This is a genomic window from Bradyrhizobium sp. Leo114 (genome assembly GCF_055229415.2).
Genome location: NZ_JBUYEN020000047.1, coordinates 1 through 24,663, shown reverse-complemented (window position 1 = coordinate 24,663; position 24,663 = coordinate 1). Strand labels below are relative to the sequence as shown.

The 24,663-nt window shown below is 63.5% G+C and carries 19 protein-coding genes; 12 read left to right on the top strand and 7 right to left on the bottom strand.

Translation table 11 applies throughout. The features are described 5' to 3' along the window. Nucleotides 1-10: 10 nt before the first annotated feature. From ACZIRK_RS36460 to ACZIRK_RS36440, 5 genes are all read left to right on the top strand, one after another. Complete coding sequence (locus ACZIRK_RS36460; RefSeq protein ID WP_130226861.1) at nucleotides 11-967, top strand: DUF6492 family protein; 957 nt, start codon at nucleotides 11-13, stop codon at nucleotides 965-967. After that, the gene (locus ACZIRK_RS36455; RefSeq protein ID WP_130226862.1) at nucleotides 961-2,403 is read left to right on the top strand and encodes a lipopolysaccharide biosynthesis protein; all 1,443 of its coding nucleotides are present in this window, start codon (nucleotides 961-963) and stop codon (nucleotides 2,401-2,403) included. The genes ACZIRK_RS36460 and ACZIRK_RS36455 overlap by 7 nt, the downstream gene beginning before the upstream one ends. A 6-nt stretch (nucleotides 2,404-2,409) precedes the next feature. Further along, complete coding sequence (locus tag ACZIRK_RS36450) at nucleotides 2,410-3,216, top strand: class I SAM-dependent methyltransferase (protein WP_130226863.1); 807 nt, start codon at nucleotides 2,410-2,412, stop codon at nucleotides 3,214-3,216. Between the two features lie 4 nt (nucleotides 3,217-3,220). Further along, on the top strand, nucleotides 3,221-3,973 hold the full coding sequence (locus ACZIRK_RS36445) for a polysaccharide deacetylase family protein (RefSeq protein ID WP_130226864.1): 753 nt from the start codon (nucleotides 3,221-3,223) through the stop codon (nucleotides 3,971-3,973). Between the two features lie 156 nt (nucleotides 3,974-4,129). Next, entirely contained in the window at nucleotides 4,130-6,424 is a 2,295-nt protein-coding gene (locus ACZIRK_RS36440; protein WP_130226865.1) for an exopolysaccharide transport family protein, read from the top strand. A gap of 170 nt (nucleotides 6,425-6,594) precedes the next feature. On the opposite strand, the gene ACZIRK_RS36435 is transcribed toward ACZIRK_RS36440, so the two are convergent. Continuing rightward, the gene (locus tag ACZIRK_RS36435) at nucleotides 6,595-7,188 is read right to left on the bottom strand and encodes a 3-keto-disaccharide hydrolase (protein WP_130226866.1); all 594 of its coding nucleotides are present in this window, start codon (nucleotides 7,186-7,188) and stop codon (nucleotides 6,595-6,597) included. 238 nt (nucleotides 7,189-7,426) lie between these two features. On the opposite strand from ACZIRK_RS36435, the gene ACZIRK_RS36430 reads away from it, so the two are divergent. The 3 genes from ACZIRK_RS36430 (at nucleotide 7,427) to ACZIRK_RS36420 (ending at nucleotide 8,610) form a co-directional block, all read left to right on the top strand. Beyond that, on the top strand, nucleotides 7,427-7,891 hold the full coding sequence (locus ACZIRK_RS36430; protein WP_130226867.1) for a cupin domain-containing protein: 465 nt from the start codon (nucleotides 7,427-7,429) through the stop codon (nucleotides 7,889-7,891). 68 nt (nucleotides 7,892-7,959) lie between these two features. Further along, complete coding sequence (locus ACZIRK_RS36425; protein ID WP_028168725.1) at nucleotides 7,960-8,199, top strand: DUF2171 domain-containing protein; 240 nt, start codon at nucleotides 7,960-7,962, stop codon at nucleotides 8,197-8,199. A gap of 69 nt (nucleotides 8,200-8,268) precedes the next feature. Continuing rightward, nucleotides 8,269-8,610, top strand: a complete 342-nt coding sequence (locus tag ACZIRK_RS36420; protein ID WP_028168724.1) for a hypothetical protein — start codon at nucleotides 8,269-8,271, stop codon at nucleotides 8,608-8,610. On the opposite strand, the gene ACZIRK_RS36415 is transcribed toward ACZIRK_RS36420, so the two are convergent. After that, complete coding sequence (locus ACZIRK_RS36415) at nucleotides 8,584-12,147, bottom strand: bifunctional diguanylate cyclase/phosphodiesterase (protein ID WP_474419170.1); 3,564 nt, start codon at nucleotides 12,145-12,147, stop codon at nucleotides 8,584-8,586. The two genes, ACZIRK_RS36420 and ACZIRK_RS36415, sit on opposite strands and share 27 nt — an antisense overlap. Nucleotides 12,148-12,509: 362 nt before the next feature. On the opposite strand from ACZIRK_RS36415, the gene ACZIRK_RS36410 reads away from it, so the two are divergent. Genes ACZIRK_RS36410 through ACZIRK_RS36400 form a run of 3 tightly spaced genes read left to right on the top strand, consistent with a single transcriptional unit; the run spans nucleotide 12,510 to nucleotide 15,737 of the window. After that, complete coding sequence (locus ACZIRK_RS36410; RefSeq protein WP_474419169.1) at nucleotides 12,510-13,562, top strand: Ldh family oxidoreductase; 1,053 nt, start codon at nucleotides 12,510-12,512, stop codon at nucleotides 13,560-13,562. Between the two features lie 15 nt (nucleotides 13,563-13,577). Further along, nucleotides 13,578-14,945, top strand: a complete 1,368-nt coding sequence (locus ACZIRK_RS36405) for an LLM class flavin-dependent oxidoreductase (protein ID WP_130226870.1) — start codon at nucleotides 13,578-13,580, stop codon at nucleotides 14,943-14,945. Nucleotides 14,946-14,957: 12 nt separating this feature from the next. Further along, nucleotides 14,958-15,737 carry a fumarylacetoacetate hydrolase family protein gene (locus ACZIRK_RS36400; RefSeq protein ID WP_130226871.1) on the top strand — a complete coding sequence of 260 codons (780 nt, stop codon included), beginning with the start codon at nucleotides 14,958-14,960 and terminating at the stop codon, nucleotides 15,735-15,737. 95 nt (nucleotides 15,738-15,832) lie between these two features. Here ACZIRK_RS36400 and ACZIRK_RS36395 read toward each other — a convergent pair whose 3' ends face one another. Then, nucleotides 15,833-16,312 carry an Lrp/AsnC family transcriptional regulator gene (locus tag ACZIRK_RS36395; RefSeq protein ID WP_028169319.1) on the bottom strand — a complete coding sequence of 160 codons (480 nt, stop codon included), beginning with the start codon at nucleotides 16,310-16,312 and terminating at the stop codon, nucleotides 15,833-15,835. 150 nt (nucleotides 16,313-16,462) lie between these two features. On the opposite strand from ACZIRK_RS36395, the gene ACZIRK_RS36390 reads away from it, so the two are divergent. Beyond that, entirely contained in the window at nucleotides 16,463-19,945 is a 3,483-nt protein-coding gene (locus ACZIRK_RS36390) for an indolepyruvate ferredoxin oxidoreductase family protein (RefSeq protein ID WP_474419168.1), read from the top strand. Here the strand turns inward: ACZIRK_RS36390 and mctP are convergent. The 4 genes from mctP to ACZIRK_RS36370 all read right to left on the bottom strand — a co-directional run bounded on the left by mctP (nucleotide 19,907) and on the right by ACZIRK_RS36370 (nucleotide 24,357). After that, nucleotides 19,907-21,406 (bottom strand): monocarboxylate uptake permease MctP, encoded by a 1,500-nt coding sequence (mctP, locus tag ACZIRK_RS36385; RefSeq protein ID WP_130230792.1) that lies wholly within the window; start codon nucleotides 21,404-21,406, stop codon nucleotides 19,907-19,909. The genes ACZIRK_RS36390 and mctP overlap by 39 nt on opposite strands. A gap of 15 nt (nucleotides 21,407-21,421) precedes the next feature. Continuing rightward, nucleotides 21,422-21,598: a DUF3311 domain-containing protein gene (locus tag ACZIRK_RS36380; RefSeq protein ID WP_028169316.1), complete on the bottom strand. Its 177-nt coding sequence runs from the start codon at nucleotides 21,596-21,598 to the stop codon at nucleotides 21,422-21,424. 267 nt (nucleotides 21,599-21,865) lie between these two features. Further along, complete coding sequence (locus tag ACZIRK_RS36375) at nucleotides 21,866-23,086, bottom strand: acyltransferase family protein (protein WP_474419167.1); 1,221 nt, start codon at nucleotides 23,084-23,086, stop codon at nucleotides 21,866-21,868. Then, nucleotides 23,083-24,357 (bottom strand): serine hydrolase domain-containing protein, encoded by a 1,275-nt coding sequence (locus ACZIRK_RS36370; protein ID WP_474419166.1) that lies wholly within the window; start codon nucleotides 24,355-24,357, stop codon nucleotides 23,083-23,085. The genes ACZIRK_RS36375 and ACZIRK_RS36370 overlap by 4 nt, the downstream gene beginning before the upstream one ends. Between the last annotated feature and the right edge of the window lie 306 nt (nucleotides 24,358-24,663).

The following is a 24,663-nucleotide window of genomic DNA, read 5'->3' as shown; positions in this document are numbered from 1 at the left end:
AGCGACAACCGTGAACGTGATCGCCAGAGAGATCTACGAGATGGACCCAGTTGCGTTGTTAACCCCGACTTACGGGCGCGACCTGGAAATCTGTACCTTGCTTTGCGAGAGCGTGGACCGGCATGTCACCTCGTTCTCCAAGCATTATCTCCTGGTTCCCGATTGCGACCTGCCGCTGTTCGCGCCGCTCGCCAGCGAGCATCGCGTCATCATCCCGGCCTCGGCCTTCCTGCCCGACTGGCTGCGGCCGCTGCCGCGCATGATCCAGCGCCGCCGCCGCCAGTTCTGGTGGTCGCTGCGGGCCAAGCCGGTGAACGGCTGGCATGTGCAGCAGATCCTGAAGATCGCCGCCACCATTGCACTGCCTCACCAGCGCTTTTGCATCCTGGATTCCGACATTGTGTTCTTCCGCGACTTCGACCTGACGCGGTTCGAATATCCGAACGCGATCCCGATGCTGACCATGTCTGATGTGGTGACCGCAGACCAGCCGCGGCATTCGCGCTGGCTTGTGACCAGCCATGAACTGCTGGGGCTGCCGACGCCGCCGTTCCCGGCCGACGATTTCATCGGGCACATCATCTTCTGGGACAAGCAGACCACCCGAGCGCTGGCCGAGCGCATCGAGGCCGTCACCGGTCTCGGCTGGATCGAGGCGCTGTGCAAGACCCGCGAGTTCTCCGAATACATGCTGTACGGCTATTTCGTACAGAACGATGCCGCGGCCTCGCTGCGGCATACCGCGGTCCCGAGCACGCCCTGCGTCAGCTATTGGGACGATCCGCGGCTCAACAAAGGCGAGCTGCAGGATCTCTTGCGCCGCGCCAGCAAGGACGACGTCGCGTTCTCGATCGCATCCTTCTCCGGAACGCCGGTCGAGACCATCCGCGCCTCGATCGCCGACAGCGACGAGATCCTCTCGCTCACCAGCAGCGGCGACCGCACGGAGTTTGCGGCGTTATGCTGATCGGTCAAGCCAGCATCAACCTGACCGCCAACATCCTCTCGGCGCTGCTGGGGCTGCTCAGCGTGTTCGTTTTCACGCGGCTGTTCTCGCCGCATGATTACGGCGTCTATCTGCTCGGCATCGGCTTCGCCTCCGTGATCAGCGTATTCCTGGTCGGCTGGTTCCGAAATCTGATCCTGAGCGAGCACGCCCGCAACGACGGCACCGACGTCCGCGGCCTTGTGCTGTCAGGCTATATGATCTGCTGCCTGACGGCGCCGATCGCCTATGTGCTCGCCCGGCTCGCGGGCCTCGACGGCACTGCGGCGTTCGCTACAGTTGTGCTCTCGGTCGCGATCGGCCTGTTCGAACTGACGCAGGACCTGGTTCGCGCGCGGCTGATGGCGCTTTCGGTGATGAAGGCGACGCTGGTGCGCGCTGTGTCCGTGCTCGCACTCGGCATTGTCGTCGCGCTGGTCAGCCCGAACGGCTTCTGGCTGTTGCTCTCTTCTGCCCTCGCTTATCTGCTCGCCGTGCTCGTGCAGTCGCGCACCGCCTGGCGCGGCACGCATATCAGCTTCGATCGCACCTCGCTCGTGGCCGTGGCCAGGACCGGCCTGCCGCTGACGCTCTCGCTGACCCTGCTTGCGATCGCCAGCGTCACCGACCGTTTCATGATCGCCAACCTGGTCGGTGCCGCCGATGCCGGCCGCTATGTCGCCTCGCTCGACCTGGTCCGCCAGACGCTGATGATGCCGGCGATGAGCATGGCGGCAGCGTTTTTTCCGCTCGCCGTCCAGATCCACGCCAAGCAGGGTGACGGCGCGGTGCGCTCGCATCTCGCCGAATGTCTCGAGTTGCTGTTGTCCATCACGCTGCCGGCCTCGCTCGGTTTTGCAGTGATCTCCACCCATGTCGCCAACATCATCCTTGGCGCTGATTTTCGTGCGCTCGCGGCCGAGATCATGCCGGTGATCGCGATCGCCGTGGTGTTCCAGGTCCTGACGCAGCAATATCTGCATGCGAGCTTCCTGCTGTCGGGCCGCAACGGCTTCTATCTCGTCAACACCGCCTCGCTGATCGCGGCCAATGTGATCCTGTCCTATCTTTTGGTCAGCCACTACGGCACTGTCGGCGCGGCCTGGGCGCGGCTCGGCGCCGACATCATCGGCTTTGCCTGTGCGCTGGTGCTTACCCGCTATGCCTTCCGCGTTCCGCTGCCGCTCGGCCGGCTGGCGCTGGTCCTGATCGCCGCGCTCGCGATGGCGCTGACGGTCGCCGCACTCGATCGCATCCTGCGCATTCCGGATCTCGCCGCCTGCATCGTGCTGGCGGTGGTTGGCATCCTCACCTACGCCGTCCTGGCCTGGCTGTTCGACATCGCACGCATTCGCGGCCGACTGAAGCATGGCCTCATGGCAGTCAGAGCAAAATTCGCAAACAGCAACATTGGATAAGAGGCAATGACCGATACCCTTACCTTTGATCGCATTCATGCAACGCTCCCCGTGGTCGACGCGGCTGGGCCGGCCGCGCATCCACAGTCGCTGCTCGACCTGCCGCCGGGCGAAGCGCGGCAGAGTCTCCTCACCGTGCACAGCATCCTGGAGGCGGCGCTGCCGGCGGGCCCGCTCGCGATCTACGAGGCCGGCGGCGGTTCGACCAGCTTCCTGCCGCTCAAGGTGTTGCGCCGCAGCCATATTACCGTCGTCGACATCGACGAAGATCAAGTCAAGAACAACCAGTACGCACAGGCAACGATCCTGGGCGACATCCAGACCTATCGTTTCGCGCCGAAAAGCTTCGATTTCATCGTCTGCTACAACGTCATCGAGCACGTGCCCGATGTCGAGGCCGCGCTCAGCGGTTTCTGCGAGGCGATCAAGCCGAACGGCTTGATCCTGATCGGCGCCCCCAATCCGAAATCGCTATCGGGCATGGTGACAAAGTATTCGCCGCATTGGTTTCACGTCTGGTTCTATCGCTATGTCCGCGGCGACAAGAAGGCCGGCCTGCCGGGCGAGGCGCCGTTCCCGACCCATTTCCATCCGCTGGTCACGCTGGGCAAGCTCGAAGCCTTCGCCAGGGCACATGGCCTGCAAGTGATCTACCGCAAGGTCTATGAGAGCCCGCGCTATCCGGAGATGCGCCTGCGCAAGCCCCTGCTCGCCGCGCTGGTCGATGCCGCCGCGAAAGCGATGAACTTCTTTCTCCCCGGCAGGACCGACGTGCGGCACGGCGACTACCACGTGATCCTGCGGAAGCTGTGAGAGAATGCGCGGGTTGTGGTCCGAAGCGGTCGTGAAGGTCAGCCACCGGCTGGCGATGCATCTGCCGGTCGATCGGGTTCGGCTGCGCAACGCCACGCCGATAGTCAGCTTCACCTTCGACGACCTGCCGAAGAGCGCGGTGACATCAGGCGCCGACTTGCTGGAGACACATGGCGCCCGCGGCACCTTCTATGTGTCGGGCGGCCTGGTCGGCGTCGATACGGCGGACTGGAGCTCCGGCGATGATGATGACGTGCTGTCGCTGCATCGCCGCGGTCACGAGATCGGCTGCCACACCTTCTCGCACCGGCGCGCCTGCGATCTCGATGAGACCTCGCTTGCCTGCGACATCGCCTGCAACCGCCGCTACTTCGACTTGCTCGATCCGTCGATGCAGATCGAAACCTTTGCCTATCCGTTCGGCTATGGCTCGTTCGCGCACAAATATCTGCTCAAGTCCAGATTTGCGACCTGCCGCTCGATCGTGGAGGGCGTGAACTTCGGCAATGTGGACCTGCAGTTCCTGCGCGCGATGCCGCTGATCGATCGCCGGATGGATCGCGATGCAATCGAGCGCGCCTTCGACGAGGCGCAAATCCATAACGGTTGGTTAATTTTCTACAGTCACGACGTTGCCACGCGGCCCAGCCTGTACGGCTGCTCGCCGGAACTGCTGAATCACGCGCTGGAAACGGCGGCGAAGCGGAATATTCCGGCGCTCACCATGGCAGAGGCGTTCCGATGCGCGAGCGCTTAAACGCTTTGTTTGCCTTTTCAGTGAATAGTCTCTCAAAGACTATGGTTAATTTTTCCTGCTGCGTTGTTGCCGCGCGGTCCGCTCTCGCGCATCGCGCAGCCCGAAGAGTAACCCCTCAGCCGATGCGTGCGGCGTTTGGAATGGAAGCTGGGGTCGATGCTTGATTACGACCAGCCGATAAACAGCCAGGCCAAAAGCCGGGATGCCGGCGAGCCACGCCGAAGCCAGGGCTTCGACGTGATCGACCTGGTCATGCTGCTGTGGCGGCGCAAAGCCGCGGTCGCGGCTGCCGCGTTGCTCTGCGCCTGCATCGCGGTTGGGATCGGCAAGAGCCTCACTCCGAAGTACACCGCGACCGCGCAGCTCTATGTCGACCCGCGCGAATTGCAGCTCGTCGAGCGAGAGCTGACACCGCGCGCGCAGGACGTTTCGGGTCTCGCAATGGTGGTCGACAGCGAGGCGCGGGTGATCACCTCCAACAGCGTGCTGTTGCAGGTCATCAAGAACACCGATCTCGACAAGGACCCGGAATTCGGCGGCGGCGACGGCAAGAGCCTCCTCGGCGCGCTGCTCGGCCTGGTCGGGATCGAGCAGCGTCCGACGGTGGAACAGCAGCACCAGGCGACGATGAGCGCGCTGGACGCCCTCAGTCGTCATATCAATGTGCGCAAGACCGACCGCACCTTCGTCGTCGATATCGACGTCTGGTCCTATGAGCCGGTCAAGGCGGCGATGCTCGCCAACGCGCTTTCCACGGCCTATCTCGCCGAATCCAAGCAATCGCAGGCCGCCGCCGCCCGGCGCGCCACCAGAGATCTCTCGGGGCGGCTGAAGGAACTGCAGGAACGGCTGCGCAACGCCGAGAACGTGCTTGCGGTCTACAAAGCGCAGAACAATTTCGTCGGCACCCAGGACACGCTGATCGCCGACCAGCAGCTTTCCGCCAGCAACCAGCGGCTCGCCGCCGCGCGCGCACTAACGCTCGATGCGCAGGCGAAGTACGATCAGATCGAGGCCAGCCGGCGCAATGCGAGCGACCCCGGCGCGATCCCCGAGGCGCTGCAATCGCCGACCATCGCGAACCTGCGCGCGCAATACGCCGATGCCAAGAAGCGGCAGGCCGAGCTGCAGAGCGAACTCGGCCCGCGGCATCCGGCGCTCCGGCAGGTCGAGCAGCAGGTCGAGGATCTCCGCCGTACCATCAGGGAAGAGATCGACCGCTTCGCGCAGGCCGCGAAGAACGATTTGACGCGTGCTCGCGACTATGAGGCATCGCTGAACAAGGCGCTCGACGCGCAGAAGCGCCAGAGCGTGCAGATGAGCCAGGCCTCGGTGCGCCTACGCGAGCTCGAGCGCGACGTCGAGGCGAGTCGCGACGTCTACCAGTCCTTCCTCAAGCGTTCGCGCGAGACGGAGGAACAGGAAAGCCTGAATACCTCGAGCGCACGTGTCATCGGCGAAGCCACAGTGCCGCAGCGGCGCACCTTTCCACCGGCTATGAGCCTGCTTGCCATGATCGGCTTCGTGCTCGGCGGGCTCGCGGCCGCTGCCTGGATCATCGCGGTCGACCAGCTTGCGCCCGGCGCCGACCCGCTGCGGCCGAGCAAGTCGACCTCGCCCGAGAAACAGGCGACGGCGGCGCCCGCGAAACAGCCGGTCCTCAGCAAGCCGGCGCCGCAGGCGGCGGTCAGCGTCATCGAGAAGCCGGTGATCGCCCGGCTGCAGGAATCCGACGTGATGCGCACGCTGGGTGGCATCCTCACCGGCGGCCAGATCGCCGACGTCACACGGCTGGGCTGGCCGACATTGCGCGCGGGTTTTCCGCTGATGACCTTCCTCGGCGCCATCCGCGACATGTGCGCGACCCTCAAGAAGCGCGCATCCGCGAGCGGCGCGCCGGTCATGGCGGTGATCGGCGCGGGACCATCCGTCGACCGCAGCGTGGTGGCGCTGAACGTCGCGCTCTCGGCGGCGCGCGACGGCGCCAAGGTGCTGATGATTGATGCCGATCATCGGAAACGCGAATTGTCGGGCAAAGTTACCAGGCTCGGCAAGCGCGAGGCCGGCCGCCTCGGCTGGCTCAGCATCGGCAGCAAGGCAACGCGTGCCATCAACACGGCGAACGGAATTTCCATCCTGCCCGTTATCGAGGGCGGCGACGCCAGGGCCGCGGAAGCCATCCGCAAGTCGGTCACGCAGGCGCGATCCGTTGGCGGTTACGATCTCATCATTCTCGACGGGCCGGCGATGCCGTGGAGCGCGGCGGATCGCAAGCTCCTCGAGCTCGCGGATGGCTTCCTCGCGGTGCTGCCGGTCCATCTCGATATCAACGACTGCATGGAAGACATCCTCAGCGCGCTGGGTGGAGCGGAGCGCAAGCTGGTCGGTGTCATCCTGAACGAGCTCAATCCCACGGTGGAGAGCCGTCAGCAAGACAAGCAATATGCGTGAATGAGCGCCGCGCCGGCGCTATTTGACCGGCGAAGGTCCGAAGCGCAGCTAACCGCGCTCCGGGCTTCCTTCACCTCGCCTTGAAAAGGGGAGGTCGGTTTGCGCGTATAGCGCGCAAGCCGGGTGGGGATCATCTCTCTCCACGCGCACCGGTGGGAGGGAGAACACCGTCACAACGGCTTGATCTGCACTTTCCGGAACTTGACCACGCCCGAGCCATATTGAAGCGCGATCGGACCGCTCGCGTGCTTGCTGTCCTGCGCGTCGACGGTCTTCTCGCCGTTGAGCACGACCACGAGATGCGGGCCCTGCGCCGTGATCTCAAAGGTATTCCACTTGCCCGCCGCCTTGGGCATCGGGTTGACCTTGCCGACATCGACGATCGCGCCGGTGCCGTAGGTCGGATCGGGCCGCTTGTCGAAGATATTGACCTCGTAGCAGACCTTGGAATCAATGGTCTTGTTGGTGTCGCAGCGGATGAAGATGCCGCTGTTGGCATCCTCGTCGGTCCAGAACTCCGCTCTGATCTGGAAATCCTTGTAGGGAGTCTTGCTGACGAGATAGGACAGATCCTTGCCGTCGAGCTTGTCGGCGACCAGCGCGCCGTCTTTCAACGTCCAGTTCGCCTTGCCCACCTCGTCCCAATCGCCCTTTTTGGTGCCGTCGACCAACGTGATCCAGCCGTCTCCCTCGGCGGCAGCGAGATTGAAGGACAGAGCGGTGCCGATCAGAAGACAGGCCGCAAGCGTCCACGCATGTTTCATGAAAAGCATCCTCCCGATGTTGTTTTGATTTGTGCGGGCAAACTAATCACGGCGGCGTGCGAGCGCAAATCGATTTCGATGCTGCAGTTGCGTTGTGCGGCAAGCCGCGCATCCGCCGATCACGCATGCATGCGTGCGTCTTGTCCTTTGCGAGCGCCCCCGACCAGCATCGAGGACAACGGAGATGGACGAGCCCAATAGACAGGCCTAAGCGTCCATCCGAAAACGGGAGGAAGTCATGATCGTCAGCACCTGGCGTTACCTTGCAATCCCGCTTGCCCTCGCCGCCACGCTGAGCATCGGCTCCGCCGCCGAGCTCAATCCCGCCGCCGTCGTCTATAAGTTGCCTGACCAGATCCCCTGGGGACCGGTGGATGCGCGCGGCGCGCAGAATGCCGTGGTGGTTGGTGATCCCGCAAAGCCCGGCTTCTACGTGGTCTATACCAAGTGGACCAAAGGCAACCATTTCAGCCATCCGCATTTTCATCCGAACGACCGCTATATCGTCGTGCTGCAAGGCACCTGGTGGGTTGGATCGGGACCGAAGTTCGATCCGGACAAGGGCACCGTGGCGATGCCCGCCGGCAGTTTCGTCACCCATTACGGCAAGCAGGTGCATTGGGATGGCGCCAAGGACGAGGACGCCGTGCTCCTGATCATGGGCGAAGGACCGGCGACGGCAACCGCGGCGGAGGAGAAGTGATTTCGTAGGGTGGGCAACCTTTGCGGTCACCAAACGTTCATCTCCGCAAACGTTGAAGGAGATAAAACATGGCAATGGCCGCAGAGATCAAGGAACATATGGACGTCATCTCGTCGGACCGGAAGACGGTCGGAAAGGTCGATCATCTCGAAGGAACCGACAAGATCAAGTTGACCAAGCAAAGCTCGCCCGACGGACAGCACCATCATTTCATTCCGCTGTCCTGGGTCGACCATGTCGACCAGCACGTGCACCTGAACAAGACGGGCACCGAGGTGACTACGCACTGGCAACACGGCCGGCAATAGACGGCGACAGCGCCTTTGCGCGGGGCGCGGAGGCGGATATCATCGGGAGCAGAACAGAGAGAGCCCCCGATGCATCCAGCCGCGAAACTGCAATTCGAGCGCATCGTCGACGAATACGGACGCTGGCGCGCCATTCCGGAAAGTGAACGGCCGCCGGCGCCGGCCTGGTGGTGGGGCCCGGCATTCGAACTGCGCGAATCCGTGGTCGAATTGCCGACCGACTGGAGTGTCCGATTGCGCCTTGCCAAGGGCGCGACTTATGCAGCAGGCGCCGCCATCCTGCTCAAATCGCTCGCCGGCCAGACTTATCTGCCGTGGCCTTATGATTTCTCGCGCAAGGTGAAGTCGACCGATTCGGATGTACGCGAGCTGCATGTGCAGCCGTCAGATGACAGCGCGTTTCCGCCCTAAATCCGACGCTGCCTGATCGTCCGCGGCATCTTCCTCCGGCTGCAGTGGCGGAGAGATAAGCGCCGGCGCCGAGCGCAACAACTCGGCGAGCTCGCGCGGCGGCAGCGGCTTGCTGAGCCGAAAGCCCTGCATCTCGTCGCAGCCATGGTCGCGCAGGAAGCGCTCCTGCTCGGCCGTCTCCACGCCCTCGGCGATCACGGTCATGCCGAGCGCCTTGCCCATGCTGATGATGGCCTGCGCGATCGCCTGGTCCTCGCTGTCGCGGGCGAGGTCGCGCACGAAGGAGCGGTCGATCTTGATGGTGTCGATCGGAAACTGCTTCATCAGCGACATCGACGAATAACCGGTGCCGAAATCGTCGATCGCGAGGCGAATGCCGCGGCTCTGGATCGCATCCAGCACCCGGATCGCCCGGTGCACGTTGCGCATCACCATGCTTTCGGTGACCTCGAGCTGCAGCAACGCCGGCGACATGCCGCTTGAAATCAGCGCGCCATCGATGTCGTGCAGGAGATTCTCGTCGCCGAACTGCCGCGGCGAGAGGTTGACCGCCATCGTCACCGGCCGCAAGCCGCGGCGCTGCCAGGCCATGTTCTGCGCGCAGGCCTCCTTCAGCACCCAGCGCCCGATCGGCACGATCAGCCCGATCTCCTCCGCGAGCGGAATGAACTGGGCCGGCGCGACCTGCCCGAGATCGGGATGGGTCCAGCGCAAGAGCGCTTCGACGCCAGTGATCTGGCCGCTCGCGATGTCGATCTTCGGCTGGTAGAAGAGCGAGAACTGATCGCGCTCCAGCGCGCGGCGCAGGGCATTCTCGAGCGTCAGCCGCTCAATCGACTGCGCCTTGATTTCCCTGGAGTAGAAGCGGAAGCCGTTCTTGCCGTCCTCCTTGGCGAGATACATCGCCATGTCGGCGTTCTTGGTCAGCGTCTTGGCATCTAAGCCATCAGCAGGATACATCGCAACGCCGATCGAGGCCGTGGTCTGGCATTCGTGGCCGCTCAGTTGCAGCGGCTGGCTGAGCGCCGACAACAGGCTCTCGGCGATCGTTTCGACGTCGCCACGGTCGGTTTCTTCCAGGATGACGACGAATTCATCGCCGCCGAGGCGGGCGATGACGTCGCTCGAACGCAAGGTCCCGCGCAACCGGTCGGCGATCTTGACGAGCAGCAGGTCGCCGGCGTCGTGGCCAAGCGAATCGTTGATGACCTTGAAACGGTCGAGATCGATGAACAGCAGCGCGAACTGACGCTGGTGGCGGCCGGCCACCTCGATCGCGTGACGAAGCAATTCGTTGAAGGTTTCCCGGTTGGGCAAGCGCGTCAGGCCGTCATGCGAGGCGAGATATTCGATCCGTTCGTCGGCCCTTGCCTTCTCGTCGGCGCGGTCGAAATTTTCCAGCGCGAACGAGACGTTTTCGGCGAGACGTCGCAACAGCCCGATCAACTCGGGGCTGAAGGCGCCGATCTCGCAGGAGAGGAAGATGATGGCGCCGATCGGCTTGCCGTTCTTCAATAACGGAAATGCGGCGCCAGAGCGGGTGCCAGCGTCGCGCAGGACCTGATAGAATGGGCTCGAATCGCCGAAGTCGCCGAGATAGTCGTTGCTGATGCAGGGTTTCCGGGTGCGGAATGCGATGCCGGTGAGGCTCCGCCCTTCCGGATGCGATGCATTGATGGACAGGCGCACGTTGAACGCGCGCTCGCCGTCCGGACCGGCCGAAGCGACGTTTTCCAGGTAATCGTCGCCTGGCCGCTCCAGCGCGATCGCGGTAGAGGTGAAATTGCCGCCGACGACGGCGGCCTCGCAGACCAGGTGGAACAGCTCGGTCCGCGACTTCGCCCGCATGATCGCTTCATTGGTGGCGCTGAGCGCCCCGAACATCCGCGTCAGCCGCTCCTTCTGCTCCTCGGTCCTCGCCTTCTCGTCCGCGCGCTCAAAGCTGCCGAGCGCGAACGACACGTTGTCGGCCAGCCGCTGCAGCAGTTCGGCGAACTCGGCGGTAAAGGTGTCGTGCTCGGACGCGATGAAGAGCATCACGCCGACCGGCTCACCGTCGACGAACAACGGGAACGCCGCGCCCGATCGCGCCCCCTCGCGTTCGATGATGTCCCGGAACGCACTGTCCGCGATGTCCTTCAGGAAGTTGTTGTTGATGCTGGCCTGCCTGGAACGGAATGCCGTCCCGCAAAGCCCGCGTCCCTCCGGAACGGCCTCGTCGATCGATACCTTGAGATTGCGGGCGTTCTCGGACGTCGGTCCTGCGGTCGCCGCCATCTCGAGATAGTCGCTGCCGGGCGCGACCAGGAAGATGCTGGTCGAGTTGAACCTAGCGCCCTTGCCGGCCGCCTGGCACACCAGCTTGAACATCTCCTCTCGTGACTTCGCCCGCATGATCGCTTCGTTGGTCGCGCTCAACGCCGCGAACATTCGCGACAACCGGTCCTTCTGCCGGTCGGCCCTGGCCTTTTCGTTGGCGCGTTCGAAATTTTCGAGCGCCACCGATACGTTCTCGGCGATCCGCGCCATCAGGGCGACGATCTCTTCGTCCGTCGCCAACGACCTGCCGACGAAGAACAACAAGACGCCGATGCTCTTGCCGAACTTGGTCACGGGGACCGCGATGCAGGCCATGACGCCAGCCTCGTGTCCCACCTGTCGCCACGGACCGTCCGATTTCGGGATATCGTTGTTGATGCACGGCCGCTGCGTCCGGAACGCCTGCCCGCAGACGCCCTTGCCGTAGATATTGTCCGGATCGATCGAGAAGCGCGTTTGCGTGATCAGGTCGATCGCGTCGCCGGTGCCGGCGACCGGCTCGAGCCAATGGTTGTCAGGCTCGGCGAGCAGGACCACGGCGGCGACTGATTTCCCGCTATGAACGGCGGCATCGCAGACACGCTGATAGAGGTCGTGCTCGGTCTTGGCGCGAAGGATCGCTTCGTTGGTCGCGCTGATGGCGCCGAACATCTGGTTCAGGCGGCGCATCGCCCGCTCGCTGCTCTTGCGCATGCGCTCATGTTCGAAATTATCCAGCGCAAACGAAACATTCGCAGCCATGCGCGCCAGCAGCGACACGAGCTCGTTGTCGAGCGAGCCGACCTCGCGCCGGGTGACGAGGAAAACGCCGACGCTGCGGCCATTGCAGATCAACGGCATTGCCGCCGCCGCGGTGACCTCGCTATCGCGAGCGCCCGCACGCCAGGCGAGCGAGCGCGGGTCATTCAGATAGTCATTGCTGACGCAGGCCTTCTGGTCCCGAAACGCCTGTCCGCACACCCCCTCGCCCTCAGGCGTATTCGCAATGATCGAGATGTTGATGCCGCGCAGCCGCACGACATCGTCGCCGAACCCGACCGCAAAGCGCAGCAGGCTGGTCTCGGCATCCAGCAGGAAGACCGCCGTCGCCAGGAAGTCACCGCTTGAAAACGCGGCCTCGCAGACCTTGGCGTACAGCTCCTCCGGCGATTTGGCGTACAGGATCGCTTCGTTGCTGGCGTTCAACGCCGCGAAGGTACCCCTGATGGTCTGCTCCAAGCGATCAACTCCCTGCGGCCGGTCTCGGCCGGCCCCGCGGGATTTTATGCGGAGCAGAGACCTAAGTGGACGTTAGGAACAGCTATAAGTTGCGAGTCAAAGTAAATGTGTGACGAACAAAGTCGGATAGAACCCCCGCAAAATTGCCGGTTTGTTGACGATTTCCTCCGCCCGCGAGTGCGACGCAATACCCGCGAGGCACTGGTTCCCTGCCATGAGATCCGCCGCCCTGAAAAGCCGCGCCGGCGTCATGGCGGACCGGACATTCTGGCCTTGCTCGCCGGCCACGGCTTTGAGACCATGGCGAACCACAAACAAGCAAGACCCGCCGCGTGACGCGGGCGTCGATACGAGGAAACCCCATGCCGATCGTCCACGCCGATCGTCTCACCCGCATCGGTGCGGCGCTGCTGCGCGGCGCCGGCGCCTTGGAGGAGGAAGCCCAGGCGGTCGCGATCGGCTGCGTCAACGCCAACCTCGCCGGACATGACTCGCACGGGATCATCGCGGTCGCGACCTATATCGACCGCATCAAGGCCGGCCATATCGTGCCCGGCGCGAAATGGACCATCGTCCAGGAATCGCCGACCACGACCGTGATCGACGGCCATTGGGGCTTCGGCTTCCACGTCAATGCCAAGGCGATGGAATTGACGATTGCCAAGGCGAAGACCGCCAATGTCGCCGCCTGTACCGTGTTCCGACAGAGCCATGTCGGGCGGCTTGCGCACTATCCCATGATGGCGATGCGCGAAGGCATGATCGGCATCGCCACCGCCGATTCCGGCCGCTCGCCAAAACACGTCGCGCCATTCGGCGGCCGCGAGGCGCGGCTCGGCACCAACCCGATCTCAATCGCGGTGCCGTCCGAGCTCGAGGCGCCGTTCTATCTGGACATGGCAACCTCGGCGGTCGCCGCGGGCAAGATCCAGCTCGCGGTCGCACGCGGCGAGCGGATTCCGACCGGATGGATCATCGACGCCGAAGGCCGCCACACCACCGACCCGACGGACTATCGCAAGGGCGGCGCGCTGCTGCCGCTTGGTGGCAGCGAGGGCTATAAGGGCTCTGGCTTGGCGGCCATGGTGGAAGTCCTGTGGGGCCTGCTCACCGGGCTTGGATTCGGCGTCGAGCCGACCGGACGCCACAATGACGGATGCTTCATGGCGGTGTTCAATGTCGCCGCCTTCCGTCCGTTGCAGGATTTCAAGCGCGAGGTGGCCGAGTTCGCCCGCTACCTGAAATCGACGCCGCCCTCGGACGGAAGTCCGGGCGTGTTCTATCCCGGCGAGGTCGAATTTCTGCGCGAACAGGAGCGGCGGAAGAACGGCATCGAGATCGAGGAAGCGACCTGGGACAAGCTGCGCGCGCTCGCCGGCGAGTACGGGCTGACAAAACAACTCGATCTGGCGTGAGAGGGGGACAGCGGCATGACACGGCAAATGGCACTGGTCGGTTTCCTGCAGGCGCAGAACTGCACCAATCTGCCGGGCTCCTGGCGCCATCCGCAATCGCGCGACGATTCGATGTCGGCGGATTACTACCAGGAGATCGCGCGGATCCTCGAGGCTGGCAAATTCCACATGGCGTTCTTCGACGACCGCCTGGCGATGCCGGACCGCTATGGCAACGATCACGCCCACACCGTCGAATACGGCATCCGCTGCGTGAAGATGGACCCGGTGATCGTGCTGACCACGATGGGCATGGTCACCGAGAAACTCGGCCTCGCCTCGACCTGTTCGACCACTTACTACGAGCCGTTCGACGTCGCGCGCCGCTTCGCCACCCTCGACCTCATGACCGGCGGCCGTGCCGGTTGGAATGTGGTGACTTCGGTCAATGACGGCGAAGCCCTCAACATGGGCCGCGAGCACCATCTCGAACACGATTTGCGCTACGACCGCGCCGACGAATTCATGGAGGTCGTGCTCGGCCATTGGGATTCCTGGGAGGACGGCGCACTCATCGTCGACAAGAAGAGCGGCCGTTTCGCCGATCCGACCAAGGTGAAGCGGCTCGATCACGACGGAAAGTTCTTCAAGTCGCGCGGACCCTTCACGGTGCCGCGTTCGCCGCAGGGTCATCCCGTCATTATCCAGGCCGGCGCTTCCGGCCGCGGCCAGCGTTTTGCGGGGCGATGGGGCGAGGTGATCTTCACCGCCGCGCGCAATCTTGCCAGCGCAAGGCAAGGCTATGAGGCGATCCGCGATGAGGCGGCAAAGGCCGGTCGCGATCCCGACCAGATGTTCCTCTGCAATCTGATCACGCCGGTGTGCGGCGCGACCAAGGCCGAGGCGGAAGACCGGATGGCGCTGATCCAGAAGCTGCCGCTGGAGATCGACGCGCTGTCCCTGCTCGCCGAGGGACTGAACTTCGACTTCGGCGCCAAGGGCATCGACGAGCCGCTGACGACGGAGGAACTGCAGGGCATGCAAGGCATGCTCGGCATCCGCGACGGCGTGCTGAAAACCTCCGGCAAGACCAATCCAACCACGCGCGACTTCATCACCTTCTCCGGCCGCGGCCTGGTGAAGGATGCGATCGTCGGCGGGCCGAAGGACATCGCCGATCGGCTGGAGGAGATGTTCGTCGGGCGCGGCTGCGATGGATTTGTCACTGCGGCCAGCTATGTGCCCGGTTCCTACGCTGATTTCGTTCGCCATGTCGTGCCGGAATTGCAACGCCGCGGGCTATTCCACCGTGACTATACCGGCAAGACGCTGCGCGAGAATCTCGGCCTGCCCCGTCCCGCGGCCGGAGCCTGGAAAATCTCGCCGCAGGTTGCGGCGGAATGAGAGAGCAGATCGATGCGCTGGCTTAAATTCACCGCCCAAGAGAAGACCTCCTGGGGTCTCGTCGAGGGTGAAAAGGTCGTCTCAGTGGACGGCGATCCCTTCGGCGAATGGCGGCGTACCGCGGAGACGCATGCGCTCCGAGACGTAAAGATCGAGCTGCCGCTGATCCCGCGCACCTTCTATTGCGTCGGGCTCAATTATCTGAAGCACCTGAAGGAGGCCGCCGATAAGCGCGGCGAAATCCCCGCCGTGCCCGACCGGCCCGAAATCGGCTACCGCGCCCAGAACGCCCTGATCGCCCACGATGAGGACGTGGTGATCCCGGCGACCGGAACGGAAAAGATTCACTACGAAGGTGAGCTCGTGGTCGTCATCGGCAAGAAGGCAAAACACCTCGATGCGGCGAACGCGATGTCCTGCGTGTTCGGCTACGCCATCGGCAATGACGTCAGCGAGCGCAGTTGGCAGAAGGCCGACCGCGGCCTCTGGCGCTCCAAGAACGCCGATACCTTCAAGCCGATGGGTCCATGGATCGAGACCGATGTCGATCTCGACAAGATGGAGACGGTGGTGCGGGTCAACGGCACGGAGACCAACCGCTTTCGCACCAACGATATGATTTTCGGCATCGTCCCCTTCATCGTCGAACTGACGAAGTATTTCACGCTTTGGCCCGGCGACGTGATCTGGATGGGCACCGACGGCGCCTCGCCGGACCTGAAAGCGGGTGACGTGGTCGAGATCGACATCACCGGCATCGGCACCCTGCGTAACCGGTTCGTGAGGGAGTAGCGATAAGGTTTGTAGGGTGGGCAAAGCGAAGCGTGCCCACCATCACGAGCGGAGTGCTCGAAGGTGGGCACGCTTCGCTTTGCCCACCCTACGTCTCAATCCTTCCGCGGCCGCCTGGTATCGAACGGCAGGGCGACGCCGGTCTTGATCTCCTTCAGGATCATGTTGGTGCGGACGTAGCGGATGCCGGGCACGCGGAACATGAATTCGTCCAGGAACTGATTATACGCGTGCATGTCGCGCACCACGACACGCAGATGATAGTCGGCGTCTCCCGTGGTCGCGAAACATTCCAGGACTTCGCTGCGCCGTTTCACCCGCGCCACGAACTCGTCGACGAATTTCGCATCATGCCGCTCCAGCGAAACATGAAGGATCGCCGACGTTGCAAAGCCGGCACGCTCACGTTCCACCAGCGCCGAATAGCCCGATATCACGCCGGATTCCTCCAGCCCGCGCACGCGCCGCCAGCAGGCCGAGGTCGACATGCCGACCGCCTCGGCAAGTTCCTGGTTGGTCGCGCGCCCGTTCTTCTGCAGTTCCGTGAGGATGCGTTCGTCCTGCTCTTCGACCATGAGGGCATCTCCGTTTGGTAGATTCTACCAAGAAACACGACTTCTTACAAAAGCCTACCGATTTACGGCGTATCGCAGGGATGAATTGGTAACACTTGCCGAAGGGAGGGGACTACCGTCAACCGACTCCAATCCGATGCGAGGCCGGCCATGGATGCCATTCCCTCCCTCGACACCTACCAGCTTTCCGACCGCTATGAACGCGATGACGGCCGCGTCTTCCTCACGGGCACGCAGGCCATCGTCCGTATCGTGCTCGACCAGGCCAGACGCGATCGCGCGGCGGGGCTGAACACCGCCGGCTTCATCTCCGGCTATCGTGGCTCGCCCCTCGGCGGCGTCGATCTCGAACTCTGGCGCATCGCCAATCGTCTCAAGGCGGAGCGCATCGAATTCCTGCCCGCGGTCAACGAGGACCTCGCGGCAACCGCAGTGCTCGGCTCGCAACAAGTCGAGACCCAACCCGATCGCACCGTGCAGGGCGTGTTCGGCCTCTGGTATGGCAAGGGCCCGGGCGTCGACCGTTCCGGCGATGCGCTCAAGCATGGCAACGCCTATGGCTCGTCACCGCATGGCGGCGTGCTTGTTGTCGCGGGCGACGATCATGGCTGCGTTTCCTCCTCGATGCCGCACCAGTCCGACGTCGCCTTCATGAGCTGGTTCATGCCGACGCTGCATCCGGCCAGCGTCGCCGAATATCTCGAATTCGGCGAATACGGCTACGCGCTCAGCCGCTTCTCCGGCATGTGGGTCGGCTTCAAGGCGATCTCGGAGATCGTCGAATCCGGCGCCTCCGTCGCGCTGCGCCCGCCACGCGTTTTTCACGTCCCCGATTTCACGCCGCCGCCCGGCAGCTTGCACTATCGCTGGCCCGATCTTCCCGGACCGCAGATCGAGGAGCGATTGGAAGCGAAGAAGCACGCGGTCTACGCCTTTGCAAAAGCCAACCCGATCGACCGCCACATCTACGACATCCCGCACGCGACCTATGGCATCGTCACGACCGGCAAGGCGCATCTGGACCTGATGGAAGCGCTGCGGCTGATTGGCCTCGATGAGGCTGCCTGCCGCCGCCTTGGCATCGACATCTACAAGGTCGGCATGGTCTGGCCGCTCGCGCTGCACGACGCGATGGAGTTCGTGAAGGGCAAGCGCGAGATCCTGGTGGTGGAGGAAAAGCGCGGCATCATCGAGAGCCAGTTCAAGGAATATTTCTACGACTATCCGGGCTCGAAGCCGGAGCGGATGGTCGGCAAGCACGACGAGACCGGCGCACGGCTGATCTCATGGATCGGCGAATTGTCGCCGCGCGCGCTCGCCGAGGTGCTGGCGCGGCGCCTCGACCCGATCTTCCCCGGCCTCGATCTTGCGAAGCGCGCCGCCGCACTCACCCCTGACGCACAGCGCGTGATCACGATCGCGGGCGCGACCCGCACACCCTATTTCTGCTCCGGCTGCCCGCACAACACCTCGACCAAAGTGCCGGAGGGATCGAAGGCGCTCGCCGGCATCGGCTGTCATTTCATGGCGAGCTGGATGGACCGCGAGACCTCGTCCTTGATCCAGATGGGCGGCGAAGGCGTCAACTGGGCGGCATCGTCGCGGTTCACTAACCACAAGCACATCTTCCAGAATCTCGGCGAAGGCACCTATTATCACTCCGGATCGATGGCGATCCGCCAAGCCATCGCAGCCGGCGCCAACATCACCTACAAGATCCTGTTCAACGACGCCGTGGCCATGACCGGCGGCCAACCGGTCGACGGGCCTGTGAGCGTGCATGCTATCGCACACAGCGTCCGCGCCGAAGGCGTGGCGCGGATCGCACTGGTCTCGGACGAGCCCTCGCAGTTCGCGCCCGCCGACTTCCCCATCGGCGTCACCATCCATCCGCGCGAGGAGATGGATGGCGTGCAGCGCGAGCTGCGCGACATTCCCGGCGTCTCCGTGCTGATCTACCAGCAGACCTGCGCCACCGAAAAACGCCGCCGCCGCAAGCGCGGCCAGATCGAAGAGCCGCCGCGCTTTGCCTATATCAACGACCTGGTCTGCGAAGGCTGCGGCGACTGTTCGGTGGAATCGAACTGCCTCAGCGTCGAGCCGAAGGAGACGCCGTTCGGCCGCAAGCGCCGCATCAATCTCTCGACCTGCAATAAGGATTTCTCCTGCCTCAACGGCTTCTGCCCGAGCTTTGTCACTATCGAGGGCGCCAGGCGCCGCGCGAAGCCGGAAAGCAGCATCGATCCGCAGGCGCGCGCGGCCATGCTGCCGCTGCCGGTGCTCGCACCACTCGATCGCCCCTATGATCTCCTGGTGACTGGCGTCGGCGGCACCGGCGTCATCACGGTCGGCGCGCTGATCAGCATGGCCGCGCATCTCGAGCGCCGCGGCGTCTCGGTGCTCGATTTCACCGGCTTTGCGCAAAAGTTCGGCCCGGTTTTGAGCTATATCCGTATCGCCGCTCAGCCGGACGAACTGCACCAGGTCCGCATCGACCAGGGCGCGGCCGACGCGCTGATCGGCTGCGATGTCGTCGTCAGCTCCTCCGCCAAGGCATCGGGCACCTATCGGAAGGGCATGCGCGCCGCGCTCAACGGTGCGGAGATGCCGACCGGCGACGTCGTGCGCTTCCGAGATGCGGACCTTGCCGCATCAACCCGCCTGCGCGCCATCGAGAACGTGATCGGCAGCGGTCATCTCAGCACGATCGACGCGAATGCGCTGGCCGAGCGGCTGCTCGGCGACACCGTCTATGCCAACATCATCATGCTTGGCTTCGCCTGGCAGCAGGGCCTCGTCCCGGTCTCGCTGAACGCGCTGCTCCGTGCGATCGAGCTCAACGGCGTCGCCATCGAGCGCAACAAGCAGGCCTTTGCCTGGGGACGCATCGCCAGCGTCGATCCGGACTTTCTGCCCGACGCGGATAGCGCGAGAACGATCGAAGCGGAAACGCTCGATCAGGTGATCGCGCGCCGCGCCGATTTTCTGACGGCCTACCAGGACGTAGCCTATGCTGCGCGCTATCGGAAAACGGTGAAGCGGGTGCAGGATGCCGAGGCTTCGCTCGGAACCGAGGCGCTGACGGACGCGGTCGCGCGCGCTCTGTTCAAGCTGATGGCGTACAAGGACGAATATGAGGTGGCGCGGCTTCACATGGAGACCGGCTTCCTCGACGAGCTGCGCCAGCAGTTCGAAGGCGATTTCTCGGTGAGATATCATCTGGCGCCGCCGTTCCTGCCGGCGAAGGAGGACGCGCGCGGTCGGCCGCGCAAACGCAGCTTCGGCCCATGGATCGGGACGCCGCTGAAGATTCTTGCGTGCCTGAAGAGGCTGCGGGGCACACCGTTCGACGTCTTCGGCTACACCGCCGAGCGCCGCGCTGAGCGCGACCTTATCGCCTGGTATGAGGAACAGATCGATGCCCTGCTCGGCCGGATCGATGCCCGGCGCATGCCCGACATCCTCGCGATTGCCCGAGCGCCGATGGACATCCGCGGCTACGGCCCGGTGAAGGACGCGGCGATCGCCAAAGTGAAGGCGGAGGTCGCGGGCCTGTCGGCGCAGCTCGCACAAGCTGCGCCGAACGAAGCTGCGTCAGGATCGCGCCGGGGCGCCGCGTTGAGCCGCCCGTGACAGCCAGCTCACGATCACGGTGGCGATCGCCGCAACGGCGATGTTGAGGATCAGCGCGCCGAGCCCGACATAGAAGGTGTAGCTGTCGCCGCCAAAATTGATCGTCGCCAGCGGCTTCAGCCCATTGCTCCACGCCGTCCATGATCCCCAGCCGATGCCGGCCGCCCAGCCGAGCAGCAACCCCTCGGCACGGAACCAGCGCGTAAACAGGCTGAACACCAGCGCCGGCAGGATCTGCATGATCCAGAGGCCGCCGAGCAGTTGCAGGTCGAGCGCATATTGCGTCGGCAGGAACAGGATGAAGGCCAATGCGCCGACCTTCACCACCAGCGAAGCGATCTTCGCCACCGACGCTTCGCCGGCATGGGTGATATCTGGATTGACGTAGGACTTCCAGATATTGCGCGTGAACAGGTTGGCGGCGCCGATGCTCATCACCGCCGCCGGCACCAGCGCGCCGATCGCGATCGCCGAGAAGGCGAAGCCCGCAAACCAGGATGGAAACAGCGCCTTGAACAGCATCGGCACGACGTCGTTCGGCGAGGACACCTGAATGTGCGCGGCATGGGCCATGTAGCCGAGCAGCGCGATCAAGCCGAGCAGCAGCGTATAGGCCGGCAGCAGGATCGCATTCTTGCGGATCGTGTCGGCAGATTTGGAAGCAAAGACGCCGGTCAGCGTGTGCGGATACATGAAGGCCGCAAGCGCCGAGCCGAGCGCGAGCGTCGCATAGGCCAGCATCTGCGACGGTTTCAGGATCAGGCCGGTGTCGCCGCCCTTCGCCATGAAGGCATCGTTCGCGGCGGCGAACACTGCGCCATAACCGCCGAGCTTCGCCGGCACCACCACGACCGCCACCAGCACAACGATATAGATCATGATGTCCTTGACGAAGGCGATCAGCGCCGGCGCGCGCAGGCCGGAACTATAGGTATAGAGCGCAAGGATGACGAAGGCCGCGACGAGCGGCAGTTCGCCGCTCAGCCCCATCGCCTTGATCACGACGCCCATGCCGATCAATTGCAGCGCGATATAGGGCATCGTCGCGACGATGCCGGTGAGCGCGACCACGAATTCGAGCGCCCGCAAGTCATGGGTGCCGTGCACGACGTCAGCAGCGGTGACGTAGCCTTTCGAATGCGCCACTTTCCAGAGTAGAGGCATCACCGCGAACACGAAGGGATAGACGATGATGGTGTAAGGCAGCGCGAAGAAGCCGTAAGCGCCGACCGCATAGACCAGCGCGGGCACGGCGATGATGGTGTAGGCGGTGTAGAAGTCGCCGCCGACGAGGAACCAGGTGACCCAGGTGCCAAATTGGCGGCCACCCAGGCCCCATTCATCGAGATGCTCGCTGACGGCGCCGGATTTCCAGCGCGCCGCCATGAAGCCCATGACGGTGACGAGCGCAAAGAAGAAAACAAAGACGGAAAGCGGAATCCATTCGATCTGATCAGCCATGACGTGCACCTTCCTTCAGGCTTCGTCAGGCTTGCGGCTGCGATAGACCAGCCAGATCAAGAATGAAGTGATCGGCACCCAGGCGAGTTGATACCAATAGAAGAAGGGGAAGCCGAACAGCGACGGTTCCAGGAAATTATAAAATGGCACCCACAACAGGCCGACGAACGGCAGTAGCAACAAGATCCACATCGCGGGACTCTATCTCCAGGCTCGCCGGCGATCTCGCACCGGCTCGTGACTGGAAACGCTCTAATCAGTGGATCGTTGCTGAACCAAGCACATTTCGGCATTGCTGCGTTGCGCGAGTGGGCTTCATCTCAGGGCTTGGGAAAACAACCTCGTAGAAAACGGCCTCGTAGCCCGGATGGAGCGTCGGCGTAACCCGGGGAAACTCGTAAACGCTGGTGCAGGTGTCCCGGGTTCCGCGTTCCGCTCCACCCAGGCTACGCTACGAGACTAGATCACCCGCGCAACGAGCGGAATCCTGCGCAGCGCCACTGTTAGCGCCCAGCTCGCCGCAAGTGTGCCGGCGAACACGATGGCTGCCTTCAGGCCGGCTGGCCAGGCACGGTCGTAGACCAGGTACTGCAGGTAGATGATGAAGATGTAGTGCAGGAGATAGATGCCATAGGCCGAAGGCTGCATGGCATCTAACAGGGGCAGTTTGGCCCTCGCGAAACGCAGGAAGGTTGCCGGCAGCGCGAACGCCATCGCCGCGCTGAACAGCGCGAAGGCAAACGCGTAAGCCACTTCCCACCACGTCGGCGGATTGTTGAAATCGATCCTGTTGTGGTGAGCGTAGACCAGGAACAGGATCGCGCCGTAGAACGCGAGCGCGTAGCCAAGCCACAGCAACCAGCGATTTGCCACTTCGCCGTTCTCCGCGAAAATGCCCGTGCGCAGGCTGACCACGCCGATGCCGACGCCGGTGAAGAAATAGGCGGCATAAAGCAAGATGCGGCTGGTCTGGATCGGCAGCGGATAACCGCCCGGCTCGAGCCAACTCGCATCACCAAAGATGAGGCGCATCGGCACGTAGGAAACAAGCGAGACCACCAGGAATGCCGCGAACGCCGTCATCGGCCGGTTGCGCGTCAAGAAGATCACCTGGCCCAAGCCCTTGAGCAGCCGCGGCCCGACCGACCACACGATGACGGTCAGAATATTGAGCGCGAGCAGCACCCACAGGAACCACGCCGGTCCCGACGGCCATGGCCCGATGGTGAGCGTGTGCCACCAGAAATGGAAGAAGTTGAAATCGGTCGTGCCAGGCAGATGATAGCGCAGGAAGGTCGGATAGTAGGCCACCGGCATCAGCACGAAGATCGACACCAGATAGGGAATGCCGAGCCGCCAGGCGCGGCTGGCAATGAAATTCGCCCCTCCCCGGCGCGTCAGGCTGTCGTGCACGAACAGGCCCGAGATCATGAACATGCAGGCCATGAAGAAGCTGTCGTTGAACAACACGACAAGGTCGAAGCCGAGCCAGCGCGCTTTGTCGCCGCTGCCGAAATGAGTGTAGTTCACCACCGAATGATGGACCAGCACCAATAGGATGATGAAGGTGCGCGCGCGGTCGAGCGCAACGATGCGGGTCGTCGCGATTGCGCCTTGATCGGTTCCGTCGGTCTTGCGCAGCATCGGGGGCCGTTTCGGATCAGGCTTCTGTTCGATCACTTTTCGAACGCATCGTAAACGATCTTCTTGACGTTGACCTCGACGTGCCATCGCCCGGAGGGCGCGTTCAAGAGCAGCACGAAGAACATGTCCTGGGCCGGGTCAACGACGATATACGCCCCCGAAGCGCCGTCCCACTTGATCTCGCCGGGCGAGCCCGGCGGAGGCGGCACGGCATTGCCGGCATCGGTGCGGATCCCGAACCCGTAGCCGAAGCCGAAGCCGTCGCCCGGATAGTAGAAATAGTTGCGGGCGACGCCCGATCCCGGCCCGATATGGTCAGTCATCATCGCCTTGAAGGTTTTCGGGCCGAGAATGGTCTTGCCATCCAGCGTGCCGCCATTGAGCAGCATCTCGCCGTAACGCGCCATGTCGGCGACCGTCGATACCAGGCCGCCGCCACCGGACTCCCAGCGCGTGACGTCGAGCGGATTGCGCTCGATGCGCTCGTCACTGCGCAGCCGCCGCGCATAGCGGGCGCGCTCCGCCGGGTCGGTCAGGAAATATTTGGTCGTGGTCATGCCGAGCGGCTCGAACAGCGCCGTCTTCTCGAACTCATAGAGCGATTGTCCCGATGCGACCTCGATGACGCGGCCGAGCACATCGATCGAATGGCCGTAGTCCCATAATGTGCGCGGCTGCTCGGCAAGCGGCAGCTTCGCGATCCGCTCCGCGAATTCGGCATTGTCGAAGTCGCCGAGATAGATGCCGTCATAGGCCGCCTTCACCAGCCCCGCGCCATAGAAGCCGTAGGTGATGCCCGACGTGTGCAGCAACAGATCCTCGATCGTGACCGGACGGATCAGCGGCACCAGATCGAGCACCGGGCGACCCGACTCGTCCTTGCGCTCGACGCCGACCTTCATGTTGGCAAAGGAAGGGATGTATTTGCTGACGGGATCGTCGAGCGCGATCTTGCCGCGGTCGATCAGGATCATCGCCGCCACGCTGGTGACCGTCTTCGTCACCGAATGCAGTGGAAAGATCGTATCCGCAGTCATATCGATGTTCGCTTCGACGTCGCGCTTGCCGAAGCATTTGAAATAGATCGGCTTGCCATGCCGCTGGATCAGCAGCGCCGCGCCGGGAATCTTTCCGGTCGCGCTTTGCTCGGTGAGGAAGTCATCGAGACGCGAGAGCTTTTCCATCGACAGCGGCGCATTCGGTGGCGGCCCGAACGCCGCGGCCGGCAACGGCGCGAGCAAGCAGGCGAGCATCACGGCAAGCGGCGTCATGGTTCGGCACAATGACACCCGCTTCAGCGCAAACATGCCGCTCCCTCCTGCCCTATTCTCATGCAATCTATTGGATTGCGGCGCGCCGCGCCATCACCTCGTTACAAGCGATGATTTATCGGCGGGCGAATAGGAAAAGGCCGACGAATTGTAGATGGGGTAACGGGCCGCGGTCTGCCCTCCAAGCAAGCCGCGCTTGCTACGGCGCTATGGGTGGCGCGCTGCGCGCGGCTTGCTTGGAGGGCGGGCGGTCGTCCCTCACATTGATGGTGTGACGGAGTCGAGGATGGACCTCGCTCCAAGCATCGAGGAGAGTCGACCATGGAGCACTATGCCGGAATC